The organism is Flavobacterium sp., from assembly GCF_027483985.1.
Taxonomy (GTDB): Bacteria; Bacteroidota; Bacteroidia; order Flavobacteriales; family Flavobacteriaceae; genus Flavobacterium.
Map to the genome: position 1 here is coordinate 26,051 of NZ_JAIXTJ010000009.1, position 15,655 is coordinate 41,705.

18 protein-coding genes and 1 tRNA gene are annotated in these 15,655 nt (G+C 32.7%); 9 read left to right on the forward strand and 10 right to left on the reverse strand.

The annotated features are described in order from the left end of the window. Positions 1-30: 30 nt before the first annotated feature. Positions 31-417, reverse strand: coding sequence for a PleD family two-component system response regulator (locus tag Q0050_RS01380; protein WP_298391913.1), 387 nt, complete (start codon positions 415-417; stop codon positions 31-33). Positions 418-585: 168 nt separating this feature from the next. Between Q0050_RS01380 and Q0050_RS01385 the strand changes: the two genes are divergently transcribed. From Q0050_RS01385 to Q0050_RS01395, 3 genes are all read left to right on the forward strand, one after another. Then, positions 586-1,434, forward strand: coding sequence for a transketolase (locus Q0050_RS01385; RefSeq protein WP_298392077.1), 849 nt, complete (start codon positions 586-588; stop codon positions 1,432-1,434). Positions 1,435-1,500: 66 nt separating this feature from the next. Next, positions 1,501-2,160 (forward strand): hypothetical protein, encoded by a 660-nt coding sequence (locus Q0050_RS01390; RefSeq protein WP_298391915.1) that lies wholly within the window; start codon positions 1,501-1,503, stop codon positions 2,158-2,160. Further along, on the forward strand, positions 2,157-3,110 hold the full coding sequence (locus Q0050_RS01395) for a transketolase C-terminal domain-containing protein (RefSeq protein WP_298391917.1): 954 nt from the start codon (positions 2,157-2,159) through the stop codon (positions 3,108-3,110). The genes Q0050_RS01390 and Q0050_RS01395 overlap by 4 nt, the downstream gene beginning before the upstream one ends. Before the next feature lie 105 nt (positions 3,111-3,215). Here the strand turns inward: Q0050_RS01395 and Q0050_RS01400 are convergent. The 6 genes from Q0050_RS01400 to idi form a co-directional block, all read right to left on the reverse strand. Continuing rightward, positions 3,216-3,289: transfer RNA gene (locus Q0050_RS01400), tRNA-Thr, on the reverse strand. A gap of 79 nt (positions 3,290-3,368) precedes the next feature. Next, complete coding sequence (locus tag Q0050_RS01405; protein WP_298391919.1) at positions 3,369-3,635, reverse strand: hypothetical protein; 267 nt, start codon at positions 3,633-3,635, stop codon at positions 3,369-3,371. Between the two features lie 55 nt (positions 3,636-3,690). Next, positions 3,691-4,659, reverse strand: a complete 969-nt coding sequence (locus tag Q0050_RS01410) for a type I phosphomannose isomerase catalytic subunit (RefSeq protein ID WP_298392079.1) — start codon at positions 4,657-4,659, stop codon at positions 3,691-3,693. A gap of 36 nt (positions 4,660-4,695) precedes the next feature. Further along, positions 4,696-5,151, reverse strand: a complete 456-nt coding sequence (locus tag Q0050_RS01415; RefSeq protein WP_298391921.1) for a peroxiredoxin — start codon at positions 5,149-5,151, stop codon at positions 4,696-4,698. A gap of 1 nt (position 5,152) precedes the next feature. Beyond that, positions 5,153-5,563: a 6-carboxytetrahydropterin synthase gene (locus tag Q0050_RS01420; protein ID WP_298391923.1), complete on the reverse strand. Its 411-nt coding sequence runs from the start codon at positions 5,561-5,563 to the stop codon at positions 5,153-5,155. Positions 5,564-5,663: 100 nt separating this feature from the next. Next, positions 5,664-6,191 carry an isopentenyl-diphosphate Delta-isomerase gene (gene idi / locus Q0050_RS01425; RefSeq protein WP_298391925.1) on the reverse strand — a complete coding sequence of 176 codons (528 nt, stop codon included), beginning with the start codon at positions 6,189-6,191 and terminating at the stop codon, positions 5,664-5,666. Positions 6,192-6,353: 162 nt separating this feature from the next. Here idi and Q0050_RS01430 point away from each other — a divergent pair, with 162 nt between their 5' ends. Then, complete coding sequence (locus Q0050_RS01430) at positions 6,354-7,448, forward strand: bifunctional methionine sulfoxide reductase B/A protein (RefSeq protein ID WP_298391927.1); 1,095 nt, start codon at positions 6,354-6,356, stop codon at positions 7,446-7,448. A gap of 41 nt (positions 7,449-7,489) precedes the next feature. Here Q0050_RS01430 and Q0050_RS01435 read toward each other — a convergent pair whose 3' ends face one another. Then, positions 7,490-9,334: a hypothetical protein gene (locus Q0050_RS01435; protein ID WP_298391929.1), complete on the reverse strand. Its 1,845-nt coding sequence runs from the start codon at positions 9,332-9,334 to the stop codon at positions 7,490-7,492. A gap of 332 nt (positions 9,335-9,666) precedes the next feature. Here Q0050_RS01435 and Q0050_RS01440 point away from each other — a divergent pair, with 332 nt between their 5' ends. Next, positions 9,667-10,545 carry a hypothetical protein gene (locus Q0050_RS01440; RefSeq protein ID WP_298391930.1) on the forward strand — a complete coding sequence of 293 codons (879 nt, stop codon included), beginning with the start codon at positions 9,667-9,669 and terminating at the stop codon, positions 10,543-10,545. Between the two features lie 8 nt (positions 10,546-10,553). Here the strand turns inward: Q0050_RS01440 and Q0050_RS01445 are convergent, their stop codons facing one another. After that, positions 10,554-12,122: an NAD(P)/FAD-dependent oxidoreductase gene (locus Q0050_RS01445; RefSeq protein ID WP_298391932.1), complete on the reverse strand. Its 1,569-nt coding sequence runs from the start codon at positions 12,120-12,122 to the stop codon at positions 10,554-10,556. Positions 12,123-12,280: 158 nt separating this feature from the next. Between Q0050_RS01445 and Q0050_RS01450 the strand changes: the two genes are divergently transcribed. Next, entirely contained in the window at positions 12,281-12,520 is a 240-nt protein-coding gene (locus Q0050_RS01450) for a hypothetical protein (protein ID WP_298391934.1), read from the forward strand. Between the two features lie 5 nt (positions 12,521-12,525). On the opposite strand, the gene Q0050_RS01455 is transcribed toward Q0050_RS01450, so the two are convergent. After that, positions 12,526-13,344 carry a purine-nucleoside phosphorylase gene (locus Q0050_RS01455; RefSeq protein ID WP_298391936.1) on the reverse strand — a complete coding sequence of 273 codons (819 nt, stop codon included), beginning with the start codon at positions 13,342-13,344 and terminating at the stop codon, positions 12,526-12,528. A gap of 149 nt (positions 13,345-13,493) precedes the next feature. On the opposite strand from Q0050_RS01455, the gene Q0050_RS01460 reads away from it, so the two are divergent. Genes Q0050_RS01460 through arsS form a run of 3 tightly spaced genes read left to right on the forward strand, consistent with a single transcriptional unit; the run spans position 13,494 to position 15,648 of the window. Beyond that, positions 13,494-14,243, forward strand: a complete 750-nt coding sequence (locus tag Q0050_RS01460) for a DUF547 domain-containing protein (protein WP_298391938.1) — start codon at positions 13,494-13,496, stop codon at positions 14,241-14,243. 5 nt (positions 14,244-14,248) lie between these two features. Then, a complete protein-coding gene (locus Q0050_RS01465) occupies positions 14,249-14,584 on the forward strand; it encodes an arsenosugar biosynthesis-associated peroxidase-like protein (protein WP_298391940.1) in 336 nt (111 codons plus the stop codon). Further along, entirely contained in the window at positions 14,581-15,648 is a 1,068-nt protein-coding gene (gene arsS, locus Q0050_RS01470; RefSeq protein WP_298391942.1) for an arsenosugar biosynthesis radical SAM (seleno)protein ArsS, read from the forward strand. Before Q0050_RS01465 ends, arsS begins: the two co-directional genes overlap by 4 nt. Positions 15,649-15,655 lie beyond the last annotated feature (7 nt).

Genomic DNA, 15,655 nt, shown 5'->3' on the forward strand with positions numbered 1-15,655 from the left:
AGTTTTTAAAACCCTTATATGATAATGATGTTATTGCAGTGACTCTTCAAGAATTTGCTGAACGGCTTCTTTAAATTCTTTGAAATTATTTCTTTTTAGTAAGTAACGAACTCCTTTTAAAGAAAACTCTTTAACCAATTTTTTGGGGTGCGCACCCGAAATCATAATAATCGGAATGTCTTTGAAATTGTCATTCTTACGAATTATTTCCAAAATTTCTTCGCCGTTAAATACGGGCATATGAATATCTAAAACTATTACTCCAGGCTTTTCCTCATCAGTTTCTAAAGTATTAAGCATTAATCGTCCATTCAAAAAAGGAATCACGTTGTATCCTAATTCCTCTCCAATATCTTTAAAGAATCCCAAATCATCTAGATCATCATCTAGATAATAAATCTTTTTTAAGTGTTCCATAACAAGTGATTTTTAATAATTGTAAATTTACTGAAGGAGCAAGAATTGTATTTTACAAAATATCTACTAAGAATTATATAATTTATAGTATTAATAACTTGTAATAAAATCTTTTGCCCTACCAAAAAAATAGATTTACTTTTGACAAATAATAATTTTAACTACACAATAATGTCTAACATTAAACAACTACAAGACTTTACAACACAAGTTCGAAGAGATATTCTTCGTATGGTACACGCAGTAAACTCAGGTCATCCTGGTGGTTCTCTAGGCTGTGCCGAATTTTTAGTAACACTTTATCAAGACACTATGCAACGCAAAGAAGGTTTTGATATGAACGGAAGAGAGGAAGATCTATTCTTCTTATCTAACGGCCATATTTCACCTGTTTTTTACAGTGTTTTGGCCAGAAGTGGTTATTTTGAAGTTTCAGAATTGGCAACTTTCAGAAAATTAAACACACGTTTGCAAGGACATCCAACAACACACGAAGGATTAGAAGGTATTCGAATGGCTTCAGGATCATTAGGACAAGGATTATCTGTTGCAATTGGCGCTGCTCAAGCCAAAAAATTAAACAACGACAACCATTTAGTTTATGTTTTAACTGGAGATGGCGAACTACAAGAAGGTCAAAACTGGGAAGCAATAATGTATGCATCAGCAAAAAATGTAGACAACTTAATTGCTACTGTTGATTTAAACGGACAACAAATTGATGGTTCTACCAAAGATGTTTTAAATATGGGCAACCTCAAAGCTAAATTTGAAGCTTTTGATTGGGATGTACTAGAAATTACTGAAGGAAACAATATTGAGTCAATCATTGCCGGAATGAATGAAGCAAAAGCAAGAACAGGTAAAGGAAAACCAGTTTGCGTTTTACTACATACCGAAATGGGTAATGGTGTAGATTTTATGATGCACACACATGCTTGGCACGGAAAAGCACCAAGTGATGAACAATTGGCCAACGCTTTGAGTCAAAATGCCGAAACTTTAGGAGATTATTAAATGAGAATAATTCTTTTACTACTATTTTTTTGTACAACTACTTTTCTTTTTTCTCAAAATAAAGAAATGAGCTACTATTTTGACAGCTGTATAGAATTCGATTTAAAAAATTATAGTACTAATCTATTTGCACGAATTAATTATTTTAGAAATACAAAAGACTCCACCTACTCTATGAGTTTATTTCAAAAAAAAGATACAATTTATGCAAGTTTATATGATCGTAAGAAAAATATTCTTGTAAATTTCAATGTAGATTCCAAATATAGTGGCGTTGAAGATTTAAAAAAATTCCACAACAGCAGATTATACAATTATGTGGGTTACACGAAAGGAAAAAAATATAAAAATCATGTTGAAAGTTTTGAATATGAGTACGACAGAATCAAAAATCAAACTCTAGTTCACATAATACATTATAAAAATAGTAAAAGAAAGAAAATCATTAATGAACACTACTATTATTTCTCGACTAAGGAAAACATTATAAGTCTAGATAAAAATGATGTAAAAAATTATATTATGAAAAAACATAATATTCCTGAAATTCAAAATCAGAATCTAGAAAAAACTATTTGCGTAGTCAATGGAAAAAAACAGTCAGAATCTGAAACAGTTAAGATCACAAAAATTGACTATACTTTTTCCTTCACGCCTGATCAAGTTTATCCACAACATAAAGTATACAATAACACAACAAGACCAAACATCTACTTAACACAATGAAAAAATATACAAACACAGGCAGTAAAGACACGCGTTCAGGATTTGGCGCAGGAATGACCGAATTAGGACAAAAAAATGAAAATGTGGTTGCACTTTGCGCCGATTTAATTGGTTCGTTAAAGTTTGACGATTTCAAAAAAAATCATCCAGAGCGTTTCTTCCAAATTGGAATCGCTGAAGCTAACATGATCGGTATTGCAGCTGGATTAACTATTGGTGGTAAAATTCCATTTACTGGAACCTTTGCTAACTTCTCTACAGGAAGAGTTTATGACCAAATTCGTCAATCCGTAGCTTATTCTGATAAAAACGTAAAAATTTGCGCTTCTCACGCAGGATTAACACTTGGTGAAGACGGCGCAACACACCAAATATTGGAAGATATTGGTTTAATGAAAATGCTTCCAGGTATGACAGTAATCAATACTTGTGATTATAATCAAACCAAAGCAGCAACTTTAGCTTTAGCAGATCATCACGGTCCAGCTTATTTACGTTTTGGTCGTCCTGTTGTGCCTAATTTTACTCCAGCAGACGAACCATTTGTTATTGGAAAAGCCATAATGCTTAACGAAGGAACTGATGTGACTATCGTTGCAACAGGTCATTTAGTTTGGGAAGCATTAATCGCTGCAGAAGCTCTTGAAGCAAAAGGAATTTCAGCTGAAGTAATCAATATCCACACTATTAAACCACTCGACGAAGAAGCCATCTTAAAATCGGTTGCAAAAACAGGTTGTATCGTTACTGCAGAAGAACATAACATCCTTGGAGGTTTAGGTGAAAGCGTTGCAAGAACATTGGCTTTGAACACGCCAACACCACAAGAATTTGTAGCCGTTCAAGATTCCTTTGGCGAAAGCGGAACTCCAGAACAATTAATGGACAAATACAAGCTAAATAATCAAGCTATTGTTGAAGCCGTAGAAAGAGTTATCAAAAGAAAATAATTCTTCTTCATACTAAAATTAAATCCGTTTTGTTTTCAGAACGGATTTTTTTTGAATTATATAGAAATAAAAAAACCACCACAAAAATGTGATGGTTTTTTGAAGAGCCGGCGGAGGGACTCGAACCCACGACCTGCTGATTACAAATCAGCTGCTCTAGCCGACTGAGCTACGCTGGCGTCATTATTATGGTGCAAATATAATAGCGATTTTTAAATCTCCAAAACTTTTTTGCACTTTTTTTTGATGTTTTTTTAATTAAAGTGCGTTGATTTTTTCAACCAATTGATTTGCAGTTTGTTCTAATTCTGCATTAATTTGTTTGAAATGCGCTTTCTTATTTTCAACATTTTTAGCATTTACTTTAACAATTAAAGCATCAAAAGATGTAATTGCCTCATCTATAACTGCATTAGTAGCTTCTGTTGGTTTTCCTTCACTAGTCATCTCGTGAATGTAAACTGCTTCAATAATATCTCCTAAAACGAAGTTGATGTCTTTTTTTAAATTTTTAACGCTTGGCATTTTCTTTTATTTTTAAAATTTGATGCAAAATTACGTATAATCTTTTGAATAAAGGTTAAGAAATGTATATTTCTAACACCGATGCTTTTCCAGAAACTTCAAAATCTTGCATTTGTGCTGGTATTAAAATCGTATCACCTGTTTTGTATTCAAAAGTTTCATCATTATAATACAATTCAAATGATCCTTCGACACACATATAAACTCTGAAAGTAGCTTCGTTTGCCTCAAAATTCATTGTTCCCTTAAGAGGAATAAAATTCGTGGTGAAATACTTACAGTCAACCACATTATTAGCACTATTTTCTTTTTGCAAATAATCTTTTTTGGAATCAACTACATCATAATTAATAGCATCAAGAGCTAAATCCACGTGTAGCTCACGCTCGTTGCCTTGAGCATCTTTTCGATTGAAATCATAAATTCTGTAGGTTATATCAGATGTTTGTTGAATCTCTGCAATAACAGTGCCTGCTCCAATCGCGTGTACCGTTCCGGTTTCTAGAAAGAACACATCGCCTTTTTGAACTTTAAAAGTATCTAAGATCTCTAAAATAGTATTGCTTTTCAAACTTTCCAAATAGGCTTCTTTGGAAGATTTGTTTCTGAAGCCTACAATTAAATTAGCATCCGTATCTGCTTGCATCACATACCACATTTCGGTTTTACCGAAGGAGTTATGACGAGATTTAGCCAATTCATCATTTGGATGAACTTGAATCGATAAATCCTCACGAGCATCTAAAAACTTGAATAATAATGGAAATTGGTTTCCGAACTGCGAATGTACTTTTGTACCAAGCACAGCAGCTGGATTTGAATCTATAAACTCATTTAATGATTGCCCTTTATAAATTCCGTTAGCTATAATACTGACGTCATTTTCAACGGTAGAGATTTCCCAACTTTCGCCAGTAATCTCACTAGTTATAGGTTTGTTTAAATAAGTTTTTAGTTTTGTTCCACCCCAAATTCTGTCTTTCAAAATGGGTTCGAATTGCAATGGATATAGTTTCATTTTAATAAGTATTGACTACAAAGATGCAAAAAAATAACGATACTATTTTGTCAATTTCTTTAATGATTTCAGTGCTTTATCGATATGAATGGTACCCGACATACTGTTAAAAATCATTTTGATAATTCCATCACTATCGGCAACAAAGGTTTGTCGTCCTGGAATAAACAAGAAGTCATTTTCAACACCAAATAATTTTCTCAACCTCTTATCAGTATCAGATAGTAAAATGAACGGTAAATCAAACTTAGATTTAAACTTTATATGGGATTGAATGGTGTCGGAACTTATACCGATAACCTCAGCACCTAAATCTTTAAAATCTTGATAACTATCTCTAAAACTGCAGGCTTGTTGGGTACAAACTTTGGTATCATCTTTTGGATAAAAATAAATTACAAGAGGTTGTTTACCTATATAATCTTTGCTATCAAACAGTATTCCGTTAGTGTCTTTGGCTTTAAAATCGGGCAGCTTATCACCTATTTTTAGTCCCATTTTAGTTTCCTTTATAGGTTACAAAGTTTCTTGGTGTTTCATAGAGAACCACTTCTAGCTCGCTATTACTATCAATATGATTTCGTAGTTTATTCCAGATTACTACTGCTATATTTTCGGCAGTTGGATTTAAATCCGCAAAATCAGGAACATCTAAATTCAAATTTTTATGATCAAAAGCATTTTCGATATGCTCTTTAATTAAATCTGAAAGTATTTTTACATCAATAACAAAACCTGTCTCTTGGTCGATTTCGCCGGTTACGGATACAATCAACTCATAATTATGACCGTGATAATTTGGGTTGTTGCACTTTCCAAAAACAGCATCGTTCTGTTCCATCGTCCAATCTTTTCTATACAATCTATGTGCTGAGTTGAAATGTGCTCTTCTTGAAACGGTAACTTTCATTTTGATTTAGGATTTGCGATTAAAGGATTTAGGATTTAAGAATTAGGATTTGGGATTAATGGATTTAGGATTTTAACTTAAAATTCTTTCCTCTTAAATATTATAGTTTGTGTTCTTCTAGGTAATGGTAAAACTCGTCAAAAATTATTTTGAACCAAACCGTATATATATCGGGATTTTGAATCATATCATCTTTGATGTCTTCAATGGTCATCCACTTCCAACTTTCAACTTCTTCGTCATTGATATTAGGTTCTTCGTTAGAATATCCAATCATAACGTGGTCTAGTTCGTGTTCGGTCAAACCGTTATCAAATGGTGCTTTATAAATAAAATGAAACAGCTCTTTTAACTCGGTTTGAAAACCCATTTCTTCATACAAGCGTCGTTTTCCTGCTTCGATATTGGTTTCACCTGCGCGTTGGTGACTGCAACAAGTGTTAGTCCATAACAAAGGCGAATGGTATTTGTGATGCGCACGTTGCTGCAACATTACTTCATTTTTATCGTTTAAAACAAATACCGAAAAGGCACGATGCAAAACTGCTTTTTCGTGTGCTTCGAGTTTATTCATCAAACCAATTGGTTCGTCTTTTTCGTTAACTAAAATTACTTGTTCTTCTTTCATAAATTACATAAGATGGTCAAAAATACGAAAAATTTAATCCTGACCGAATTTATGTTATAGAACAACAGTTAAACTTTCCTTAAATGAACTGCATTTGTAATCTGTAAGACATTTTGCAACGTAATTGTATTGTAAATTTGTACATCAATTAATACATTTGTTATGAAAAACATATTCACCTTTTTATTTATGTTGCCATTGCTGACTTTAACAGCGTGCGGACAATCGGATAAAAAACAATCAAAAAAAAATAATGCTACTATGGAAAACGTAATCAATAAACCAGGAAATCCTTATTATTCTAATACGGATACTAAAAAATTGAATGTATCAAATGAAGAGTGGAAAAAGGTACTATCACCTGATTTATATGCTGTAGCAAGAGAAGCAGATACCGAAAGAGCGTTTACTGGAACAATGTGGAATTCGGAAGCCAAAGGAACTTATTACTGTGCCGCTTGTGGTTATAAACTATTTAAATCGGAACAAAAATTTACTAGCAGTTGCGGTTGGCCAAGTTTTTTTGAACAAGAAAACAAAGAAAGTATCACTTTTAAAGACGATAATTCTTATGGAATGAAACGAATCGAAGCCAATTGCGGACGATGTGATGCTCATTTAGGACATTTATTTGATGATGGACCTGAGCCTACAGGCAAAAGATATTGTATGAATGCTATTTCGCTTGACTTTGTTCCTGATGGTGTGGCGACAAATGCTGCCAATTTAGAAACGGTAGTACTTGGTGGTGGTTGTTTTTGGTGTGTTGAAGCAGTTTATCAAAATTTAGATGGCGTAAAAAGTGTCTATTCAGGATATGCAGGCGGAATGGTCGAAGATCCAAGCTACGAACAAGTTTGTACCGGAAGAACTGGTGCGGCCGAAGTGGTTGAAATTACTTATGATAAAACTAAAACCAATTTAGATGAAATTCTTCAAGTATTTTTCACGGTTCACGATCCAACTACGCTAAACCGACAAGGTGCTGATACTGGCACACAATACCGCTCGGTTATTTTCTATAAAAATGAAAACGAGAAAAAAGCAGCTCAAAGTTTGATTGCCGAACTAAATGAAAAAGTGTTCTCTAATAAAATTGTTACTACTTTAGAACCACTGAAAAAATTCTATAAAGCCGAGGAATACCACCAAGGATATTATGAAAACAACAAAAACAAACCTTACTGTCAAATGGTAATTCAACCAAAAATTGAAAAGTTTGAAAAGGTTTTTAAAGATAGATTGAAAAAGAACTAATTGTTAATTCAAGAACCGCTCGTGAAAAGGAGCGGTTTTTTTTATTTATGATTCACTGAATTGAAAGTAAAATTCGAACTTATTGATCTATTTTGATCTTCATCCAGCGCACTATAATTTACAAAATAAATATCATCTTCTTCAGTGTTAAGAGTGACATTAAACTCGATTATTTTACAATTATCACATTTCTTATCAAACAAATCTTGAAACGAAATAATAGCTCCAGTTTTACTGTAAAAAATATAAATTTCGTCGGCACTATCTTCGTCATAATCATATAAAATATGTGCAAATTTTACGCCGTCGTTGTAAAAGAAGGTTTTTTCTTTAACTCCTTCATCATATTTTATAGACTTAAATAATTTACCGTTGTTGTAATAATAATTCCAGATTCCTATTTCCTGTCCTGAGTTGTAGCGTCCTTCAACTTTTGGTTTTCCGTTTTCATAATTTTGAACGTGCTTTCCCTGCTTTTGACTATCAAAATATTCGGTTAATTCCTTTATAATACCATTTTCAAAATAGACAATATCTTTTCCTATTTGATAACCATTACTGTCTTTTTCTTTAGACTTATAGAGTTTTCCGTTTTCAAAATACTCTTGCTCCAATCCAATTTTCATTCCATTGCGATAAGTGCATTTGTATTTAATTGAATTGCTTTCATCGTCAAAATAGTCAATAAATTCTCCGAACAATCGATTTTCATTATAATTGGCAATTTGACTTAATTTACCACTTTCATAAAACGTTTTCCATTGACCAGTTTTATAACTTCTTTCGTAAAAATCGTCCACCTTGTTACTTCCTCTGTGCAGTTTTGCTATGTAATAATTTTCTAATTTTTCAACTTGTCCTGAGTTGTAATAATAAGTATGTATACTGTCTTTATAACTATTTAAATCTCCATTTTTAGCATAATTTCCAATGAATTTTAGTGCTCCATCTTCGTAATAGGATTTCCACTTTCCAATTTTTGCGCTTTTAAGATAGGTCCCTTTTTCAGCTAATGTACCATTCAAATAAAAAGCCTCAAAATCGCCATCACGATAGCCATTTTTAGTTTTCGTATGTTCAATAATATCACCTTTATATTCTATCATTGTTTGTTCAGAAGACGATTGATAAATTGTTTCTCTATTTAAAACTCCATAGTCATCATAACTCTTAACATTTTTATAGGTTCGGTCATCGTTGTATTCTGTTATTTTTTTTCGTTTACCTTGCTCTGTAAATGTCTCCTCTTTATAGACTTTATGATTTTTTACATAATTTCTCGCCATTATCGTATCATTAGGATAGATAGAATAATTCACGCCGTTGCCGTTTTTATCAACATCAGAAAAATAGTTTTTCTTGCCGTTTTCATAATAAGATTCGGTTGTTTTTACATTTCCTTTTTTGTCTAAAACTACTCTTCTTCTAATTTGTCCTGAATCATAGTAGTAAACACTTTCACCTACAAGTTTGCCGTTATCCCATTCTTCTTTAGTTGTTAAAACTCCATCTTTATTATAGGCAACAAGCTTTCCGTCCTTAACTCCATTTTTGTTACGTGACGAGGCTTGTATTTTTCCGTCTATATAGTAGGTTCGACTTATTCCGTGGCAAACATCATTAACACATTCTAATTCGTTTCTCAATTGACCATTAGAAAAATAATCTTTCTGTATGCCTTGTCGTTTTCCGAAAATATAATTGGCATACGATCTAATGTTACCATTTTCATAATAAGTTATGTATTCGCCATTTTTCTTTCCGTCAACATAAGTGCCTACTTCTTTTGGCTTTCCGTTACTATACAACTGATTAACGTGCTCTACTTGCGCAAAAGCATTCTGAAAAAATAGGAATAGTAATAGGATCAAAAGAGTATGCTTCATAATATTTTAAGTAGTCTTAAAATTAGAATTGTTTGTAAAAAAATAGATCGCCATCGAAAATCTGCTTTAGATAAGAACTAATTTACAATTTAAAAATTGAATTTAGTAAACTTTCGATTTGTAAAAATACTTAAAAAGTAATTACCATCATACCTAAAAAACATCAACAAAGTGACTAAGATCAGTCTTACTAATGGTAATTTTTTAAATGATTTTAGCTATTTCAATTAAATTATGATTTGTTAAGTCATTCATTCACAATGTTATTTGTAGTTTTACCAGAAACGTTCAAAATAATTTGAATTTATTGTTCAAATAAAATCCGCAGCATAATGACTACATTGAAACTATATAATTATTTCTTATCTGAAAAAGTAAAAGAAAAAAGCGAGCAAGTCATTGTATATGTTGCTATAATCAGTTTTCTACTGCACTTACTACTTATTGGATTAGTCAATTTGAATATAATTGTAATTGAAGATCATTCAAGATTGTTAAGCAATCCGATAGCAGCAATTTACACTCCGTTCTCTTTCATTCTAATTTATGAGGTTTATTTGTTGTTATACTACTTGCCAAAATCAACATCGATTTATATCGGAAAACAATACGAAATCATTTCATTAATAGTGATTCGAAGGATTTTTAAAGATTTGTCACATTTAGAATTTTCATCCAACTGGTTTTCAATTAAAAATGACATTCTATTTACAGCCGATTTGATTGCTATACTAATTATGTTCTTTCTAATATTCATATTTTACAAATTAGTAAGAAAAAGTGCTCCAATTGCAGTAGAAAATGCAAATCCTGAACTAATAAAATTTATTCACTTAAAGAAAGTAGTAGCCACTTGTCTTGTTCCTATCTTTTTACTTTTATCATTTTACAGTCTTGGTCACTGGCTTTATGAAAGTTTCTTTTCTTTTGATAAAATAGTTACTGAATTAAAAGACATCAACAACATATTTTTTGACGACTTTTTCACAATATTGATTTTGATTGATGTATTGTTACTTCTATTTTCCTTTTTGCACTCCGATAAATTCAACAGAGTAATCCGCAATTCGGGATTTATCATATCAACTATATTGATCAAACTTTCCTTCAACACTGATGGAATTTTGAATATTGTGCTAATTGTAGTCGCGATTTTATTTGGAGTTATTCTTTTAAAAACACATAATTTATATGATACTTTAAAAGAATAAAAAAGTAATTATTGTTTTTTGAGTAAGGCTTCAGCTATTTTCAACGCACATTTTTCTCCATCGATAGCTGCCGAAATAATTCCGCCTGCATAACCTGCGCCTTCACCACAAGGATACAATCCTTTTATTTGAAGATGTTCAAGCGTTTCATTATCTCTTGGAATTCTAACTGGAGACGAGGTTCTACTTTCTGGCGCGTGCAAAATGGCATCGTTGGTTAGATAACCTCGCATTGTTTTTCCGAATTCCTTGAAACCTTCTCTCATAATTTGGGATAAAAATCCAGGGAAAACTTGTCCCATTTCAACAGATGTAGTTCCTGGCACATAAGATGTTTTAGGAATATCTGATGAAACTTTATTTTGAGTAAAATCTACCATTCGTTGCGCAGGAGCTTTTTGGGTTTGACCGGCTAGATACCACGCTTTTTGTTCGATTGCTTTTTGAAATTCCATTCCGGCAAGCGCTCCAAATTTGGCAAAAGGTTTAAAATCCTCCAATTTTAATTCCACCACAATTCCAGAATTTGCAGTAGCTTGATCACGTTTAGAAGGCGACCAACCATTAGTAACTACTTCACCTGGACTAGTGGCACAAGGCGCAATAACGCCACCAGGACACATACAAAACGAGTACATTCCTCGACCATTCACCTGTTTCACAATAGAATAAGGTGATGGCGGTAGAAATTCGCCACGGTAATCACACGAATACTGAATCTTGTCTATTAAAGTTTGAGGATGCTCTGCACGAACGCCCAAGGCAAAAGGTTTGGCTTCTATAAAAATTTTCTTTTTATCTAATAATTCAAAAATATCTCTAGCCGAATGTCCTGTGGCAAGTATTAACTTGTTTGCAGTAATAGTATCTCCTTTTTGAGTGATGATGCCTTGAATTTCGTTGTTTTTTACAAGAATATCAGTTACACGAGTTTCAAACAAAACTTGTCCGCCACATTCAATAATTTTTTCGCGGATGTCTTGAATAATTTGCGGCAATTTATTGGTTCCGATATGCGGATGTGCTTCTACCAAAATATCATCTGAAGCTCCAAAAGCCACCAATAATCGCAGAATTCTGTCCACGTCACCACGCTTTTTAGAACGTGTGTATAATTTTCCGTCAGAATAAGTTCCTGCGCCACCTTCACCAAAACAATAATTGGAATCTTCATTCACAACGTGATCAACATTTATGGCTTTTAAATCTCTACGTCTACCACGAACATCTTTTCCTCTTTCAATTACAATAGGTTTCAATCCAAGTTCCACTAACTGCAATGCTGCAAAAAGTCCTGCTGGACCAGCACCAACAACAATAACTTCTTGTTGATTAGCCACATTCTTATATTCAGGAAGTTCTATTTTTTGGGCAACAAATTCCTCGTCATTAAAAAAAACGGCGACCTTTAAATTAAATTTTATAGCTTTTTGTCGCGCATCAATTGATCGTTTCAATACAACAACCTTTTGAAGTTCCTTCACTGAAGCGTTTAATAATTTTGCTACGTGTTCCTTAATTAAAAATTCGTTGTGAGCAACTTCTGGTGAGACTTGAGTTTGAATTTCGCGAGGCATAAAAGTAATTTTTGACAAAAATAGTAATTTGAAAATTGTTATTGTAATTTTGCAGAGGAACAGTAATTAATTAAAACAATAGATAAGAATTTATACGAAATTATGTTGAGTGAAATTCGACCAATTTTTAAAAATTCAACTACATTAGAAAACTATAAATGTCAAGAAAAATAAAATTGATTTGGGATTTTCGTGGACCAGCATCTGAAAAAACGGCGCAACATCACGAAATTCATTTGAAGGAATACATCGCCATTGAAAAATTGCCCATCACAATTACGGGCTTTGAAATTTTAAATGAAATGCACGCCATTGCTTACATGGTAGTTACAGACGAAAATATGATTCAAGTTCGTGATGCTTTGAAACCACATCGTGGCGAACTATTTCAAGAATAATATTTTTATAAATTTAGAATAGTTTCAAAAAACAACTTACTTAACTTCTCATCTGATTTGCCAGCAATTTCAATGATTTCGGCAATGTTTACAGGTTGTAAATTATCAGGATCGCATTCATCTGTTATCACACTTACAGCGGCACAAGGCAATTGCAATTGATTGGCAACAATAACTTCTGGTGTAGTACTCATACCTACCATATCGGCGCCAATAATTCCTAAAAATCGATACTCAGCGCGGGTTTCCAATTGTGGTCCAAAAACAGAAACATACACACCTTCTTTTAAATCTACAGCCATAAGTTCGGCTTGTTCTTTTAATTTTTGATTCAATCCAGCATCATAGGGTTGACTCATATCTGGAAAAATACCACCATAATCAAAGCTGTTTAACCCCGATAATGGACTTCCACCTTGCAGATTAATATGATCATCTAATAAAATTAAATCACCTTTCTTGAAATTTTTATTAATTCCACCAGCTGCATTGCTAAGTAATAATTGTTGCACACCTAATCGTTGCAAAACGCGTATCGGAAAAGTTACTTGCTGCAAACTATAGCCTTCGTACAAATGAAAACGACCTTGCATAGCAACCACTTTTTTGTTACCAATCGTTCCAAACAACAATTTTCCTTTATGAAATTCAACAGTTGAAATCGGGAAATTCGGAATTTCTGCATAATCAACAGTTATTTCTACTTTCAAATAATCTATAAATTTTCCTAATCCAGTACCCAAAACCACGGCAACATCGGGATTAACTATACCTTTGGAAACTAAAAAATCGGCCGACTGTGAAATTTGTTCTAAATATGTCATACTTTAAAAACTATAATTTGTAAATTTCGTAAATAATAGTAGATTTACATTTGATGAATCACTAAAACGAAAATAATAATGTGTTCGATACAAACTTACACAATAATTATAAAGCAATGAAGAATTTATTCCATTCAACTATTAAATTTATGAAACCTATAATTATCATATTATTATTCTCACAGCTTGGTTTTTCTCAAAAAACAGACTACATCGAAATATCCCAAAAGTTTATTGAATCGGCTAAATTTGCAGAAACAGATACTGAGAAGTATATCGAACTTCTGGCTAATGCTAATGAAGAAGAACTTTTGGAGCAATTAAAAACCGATGATTTAAAAAAAGCGTTTTTTATCAATCTTTACAATGGTTTTACAAATTATGCCTTAAAAAAAGATCCAGATAAATACAAAAGTAGAAATGCGTTTTTCAAGTCCAAACAGTTTGTTGTTGCCGGAAATAAGCTAAGTTTAGACATTATCGAACACGGATTTTTAAGAAGATCAAGTATCAAATGGAGTTTAGGAAAATTCAACAAAATTTTTCCAAGTAAACTTGAAAAAAAGTACCGAGTTGAAAAAGTAGATTATAGAATTCATTTCAGTTTAAATTGTGGTGCAAGAAGTTGTCCACCTATCTTTTTTTATGATCCAGAAAAAATTAACGACCAGTTAGATCAAGCCACTAGAAGTTATTTAACTGGTGATGCCGAGTATAATAAAGATAAAAACGAACTAGCTTTGCCAATTTTAATGAGCTGGTTTCGAGGTGATTTTGGAAACCGAAAAGGAATTTTAAAGATCGTAAAAGACTTAGAAATTATTCCTAAAGATGCCAATCCAAAAATAAAATACAACAAATATGACTGGAGTTTATATTTAGAAAACTTTAAATACTAGGACAAATGGATAAAAATTATTACAATTCAGACGATTTAAAAAAATTTGGAAATATCGTTGAATTTCAAAAAGAAATGGGCGAAAAATTTTTTGGATACTATGGCGAAGTTTTTAAAGAAGGCGCACTAACAGCAAGAGAAAAATCACTTATTGCCTTAGCAGTGGCACACGCAGTACAATGTCCGTATTGTATTGACGCTTATAGCTCAGATGCCTACGAGAAAGGATATAGTGAAGCTCAAATGATGGAAGCAGTACACGTATCGGCAGCAATAAGAGGTGGTGCAAGTTTGGTACATGGAGTTCAAATGATGAATAAAGTAAAGAAAATAAGTTTATGAGCGAGTTTAAAAAAGTAAAATTAAAATCCTTAAAATCTACAGCTAACTCGTTATCGAAGGCAGCAAATCAACTTCAAATATTAGAACAAAAACCTGAGGAATTTAAACCTTTTAGAGACCAATTGTCGCTAATTAATTTAAATCCTTTGCAACCTACTAGTTTGGAAATTTTTCAAATTAATTTAGGAAAAATGTGCAACCAAGTTTGCACGCATTGCCACGTCGACGCTGGTCCAGATCGAAAAGAAATAATGACCCAAGGAACGATGGAGCAAATATTAGACATTCTAAAATTAAATCCGAATTACAAAGTGGTTGATATGACTGGTGGCGCACCCGAAATGAATCCGAATTTCAGATGGTTTGTTGAAGAAATCAGTAAACTTGGCATTCAAATGTATGTTAGATGTAATTTAACCATCATCACTGCCAATAAAAAATACAACGATTTACCAGAATTCTTCAAGAAACATAAGATTGAAGTAATATCTTCTTTACCGTTCTATTCTAAAGACCGAACCGATAAACAAAGAGGCGATGGCGTTTTTGAAAGCTCGATAAAAGCGTTGAAAATGTTAAACGAAGTGGGTTATGGAAAAGCAGACACTGGTTTAAAATTAAATTTGGTTTACAATCCCGCTGGTGCTTTTTTACCACCAGACCAAAATGCCTTAGAAAAAGAGTACAAAACAACCTTACTAAAAGATTTCGGAATTGAATTCAATAATCTTTTTGCTATCACCAATTTGCCAGTGAGCCGTTACCTTGATTATTTGGTTTCCTCCGGAAATTACGAAGACTATTTAACGAAATTAATTGATGCTTTTAATCCAACTGCAGCCTTAAACGTAATGTGTAGAAATACAATCTCAATAGGATGGGATGGTTATATTTATGATTGCGATTTCAATCAAATGCTTGAATTAAAAGTAGCGTGTCGTGATTCACAACACATTTCAACCTACAACGCTAATTCATTATTAAACAGAAATATAATAGTAAGTAATCATTGCTATGGTTGTACCGCAGGCTCAGGAAGTAGCTGTGGCGGTGCAGTTGCATAGCAAGAAA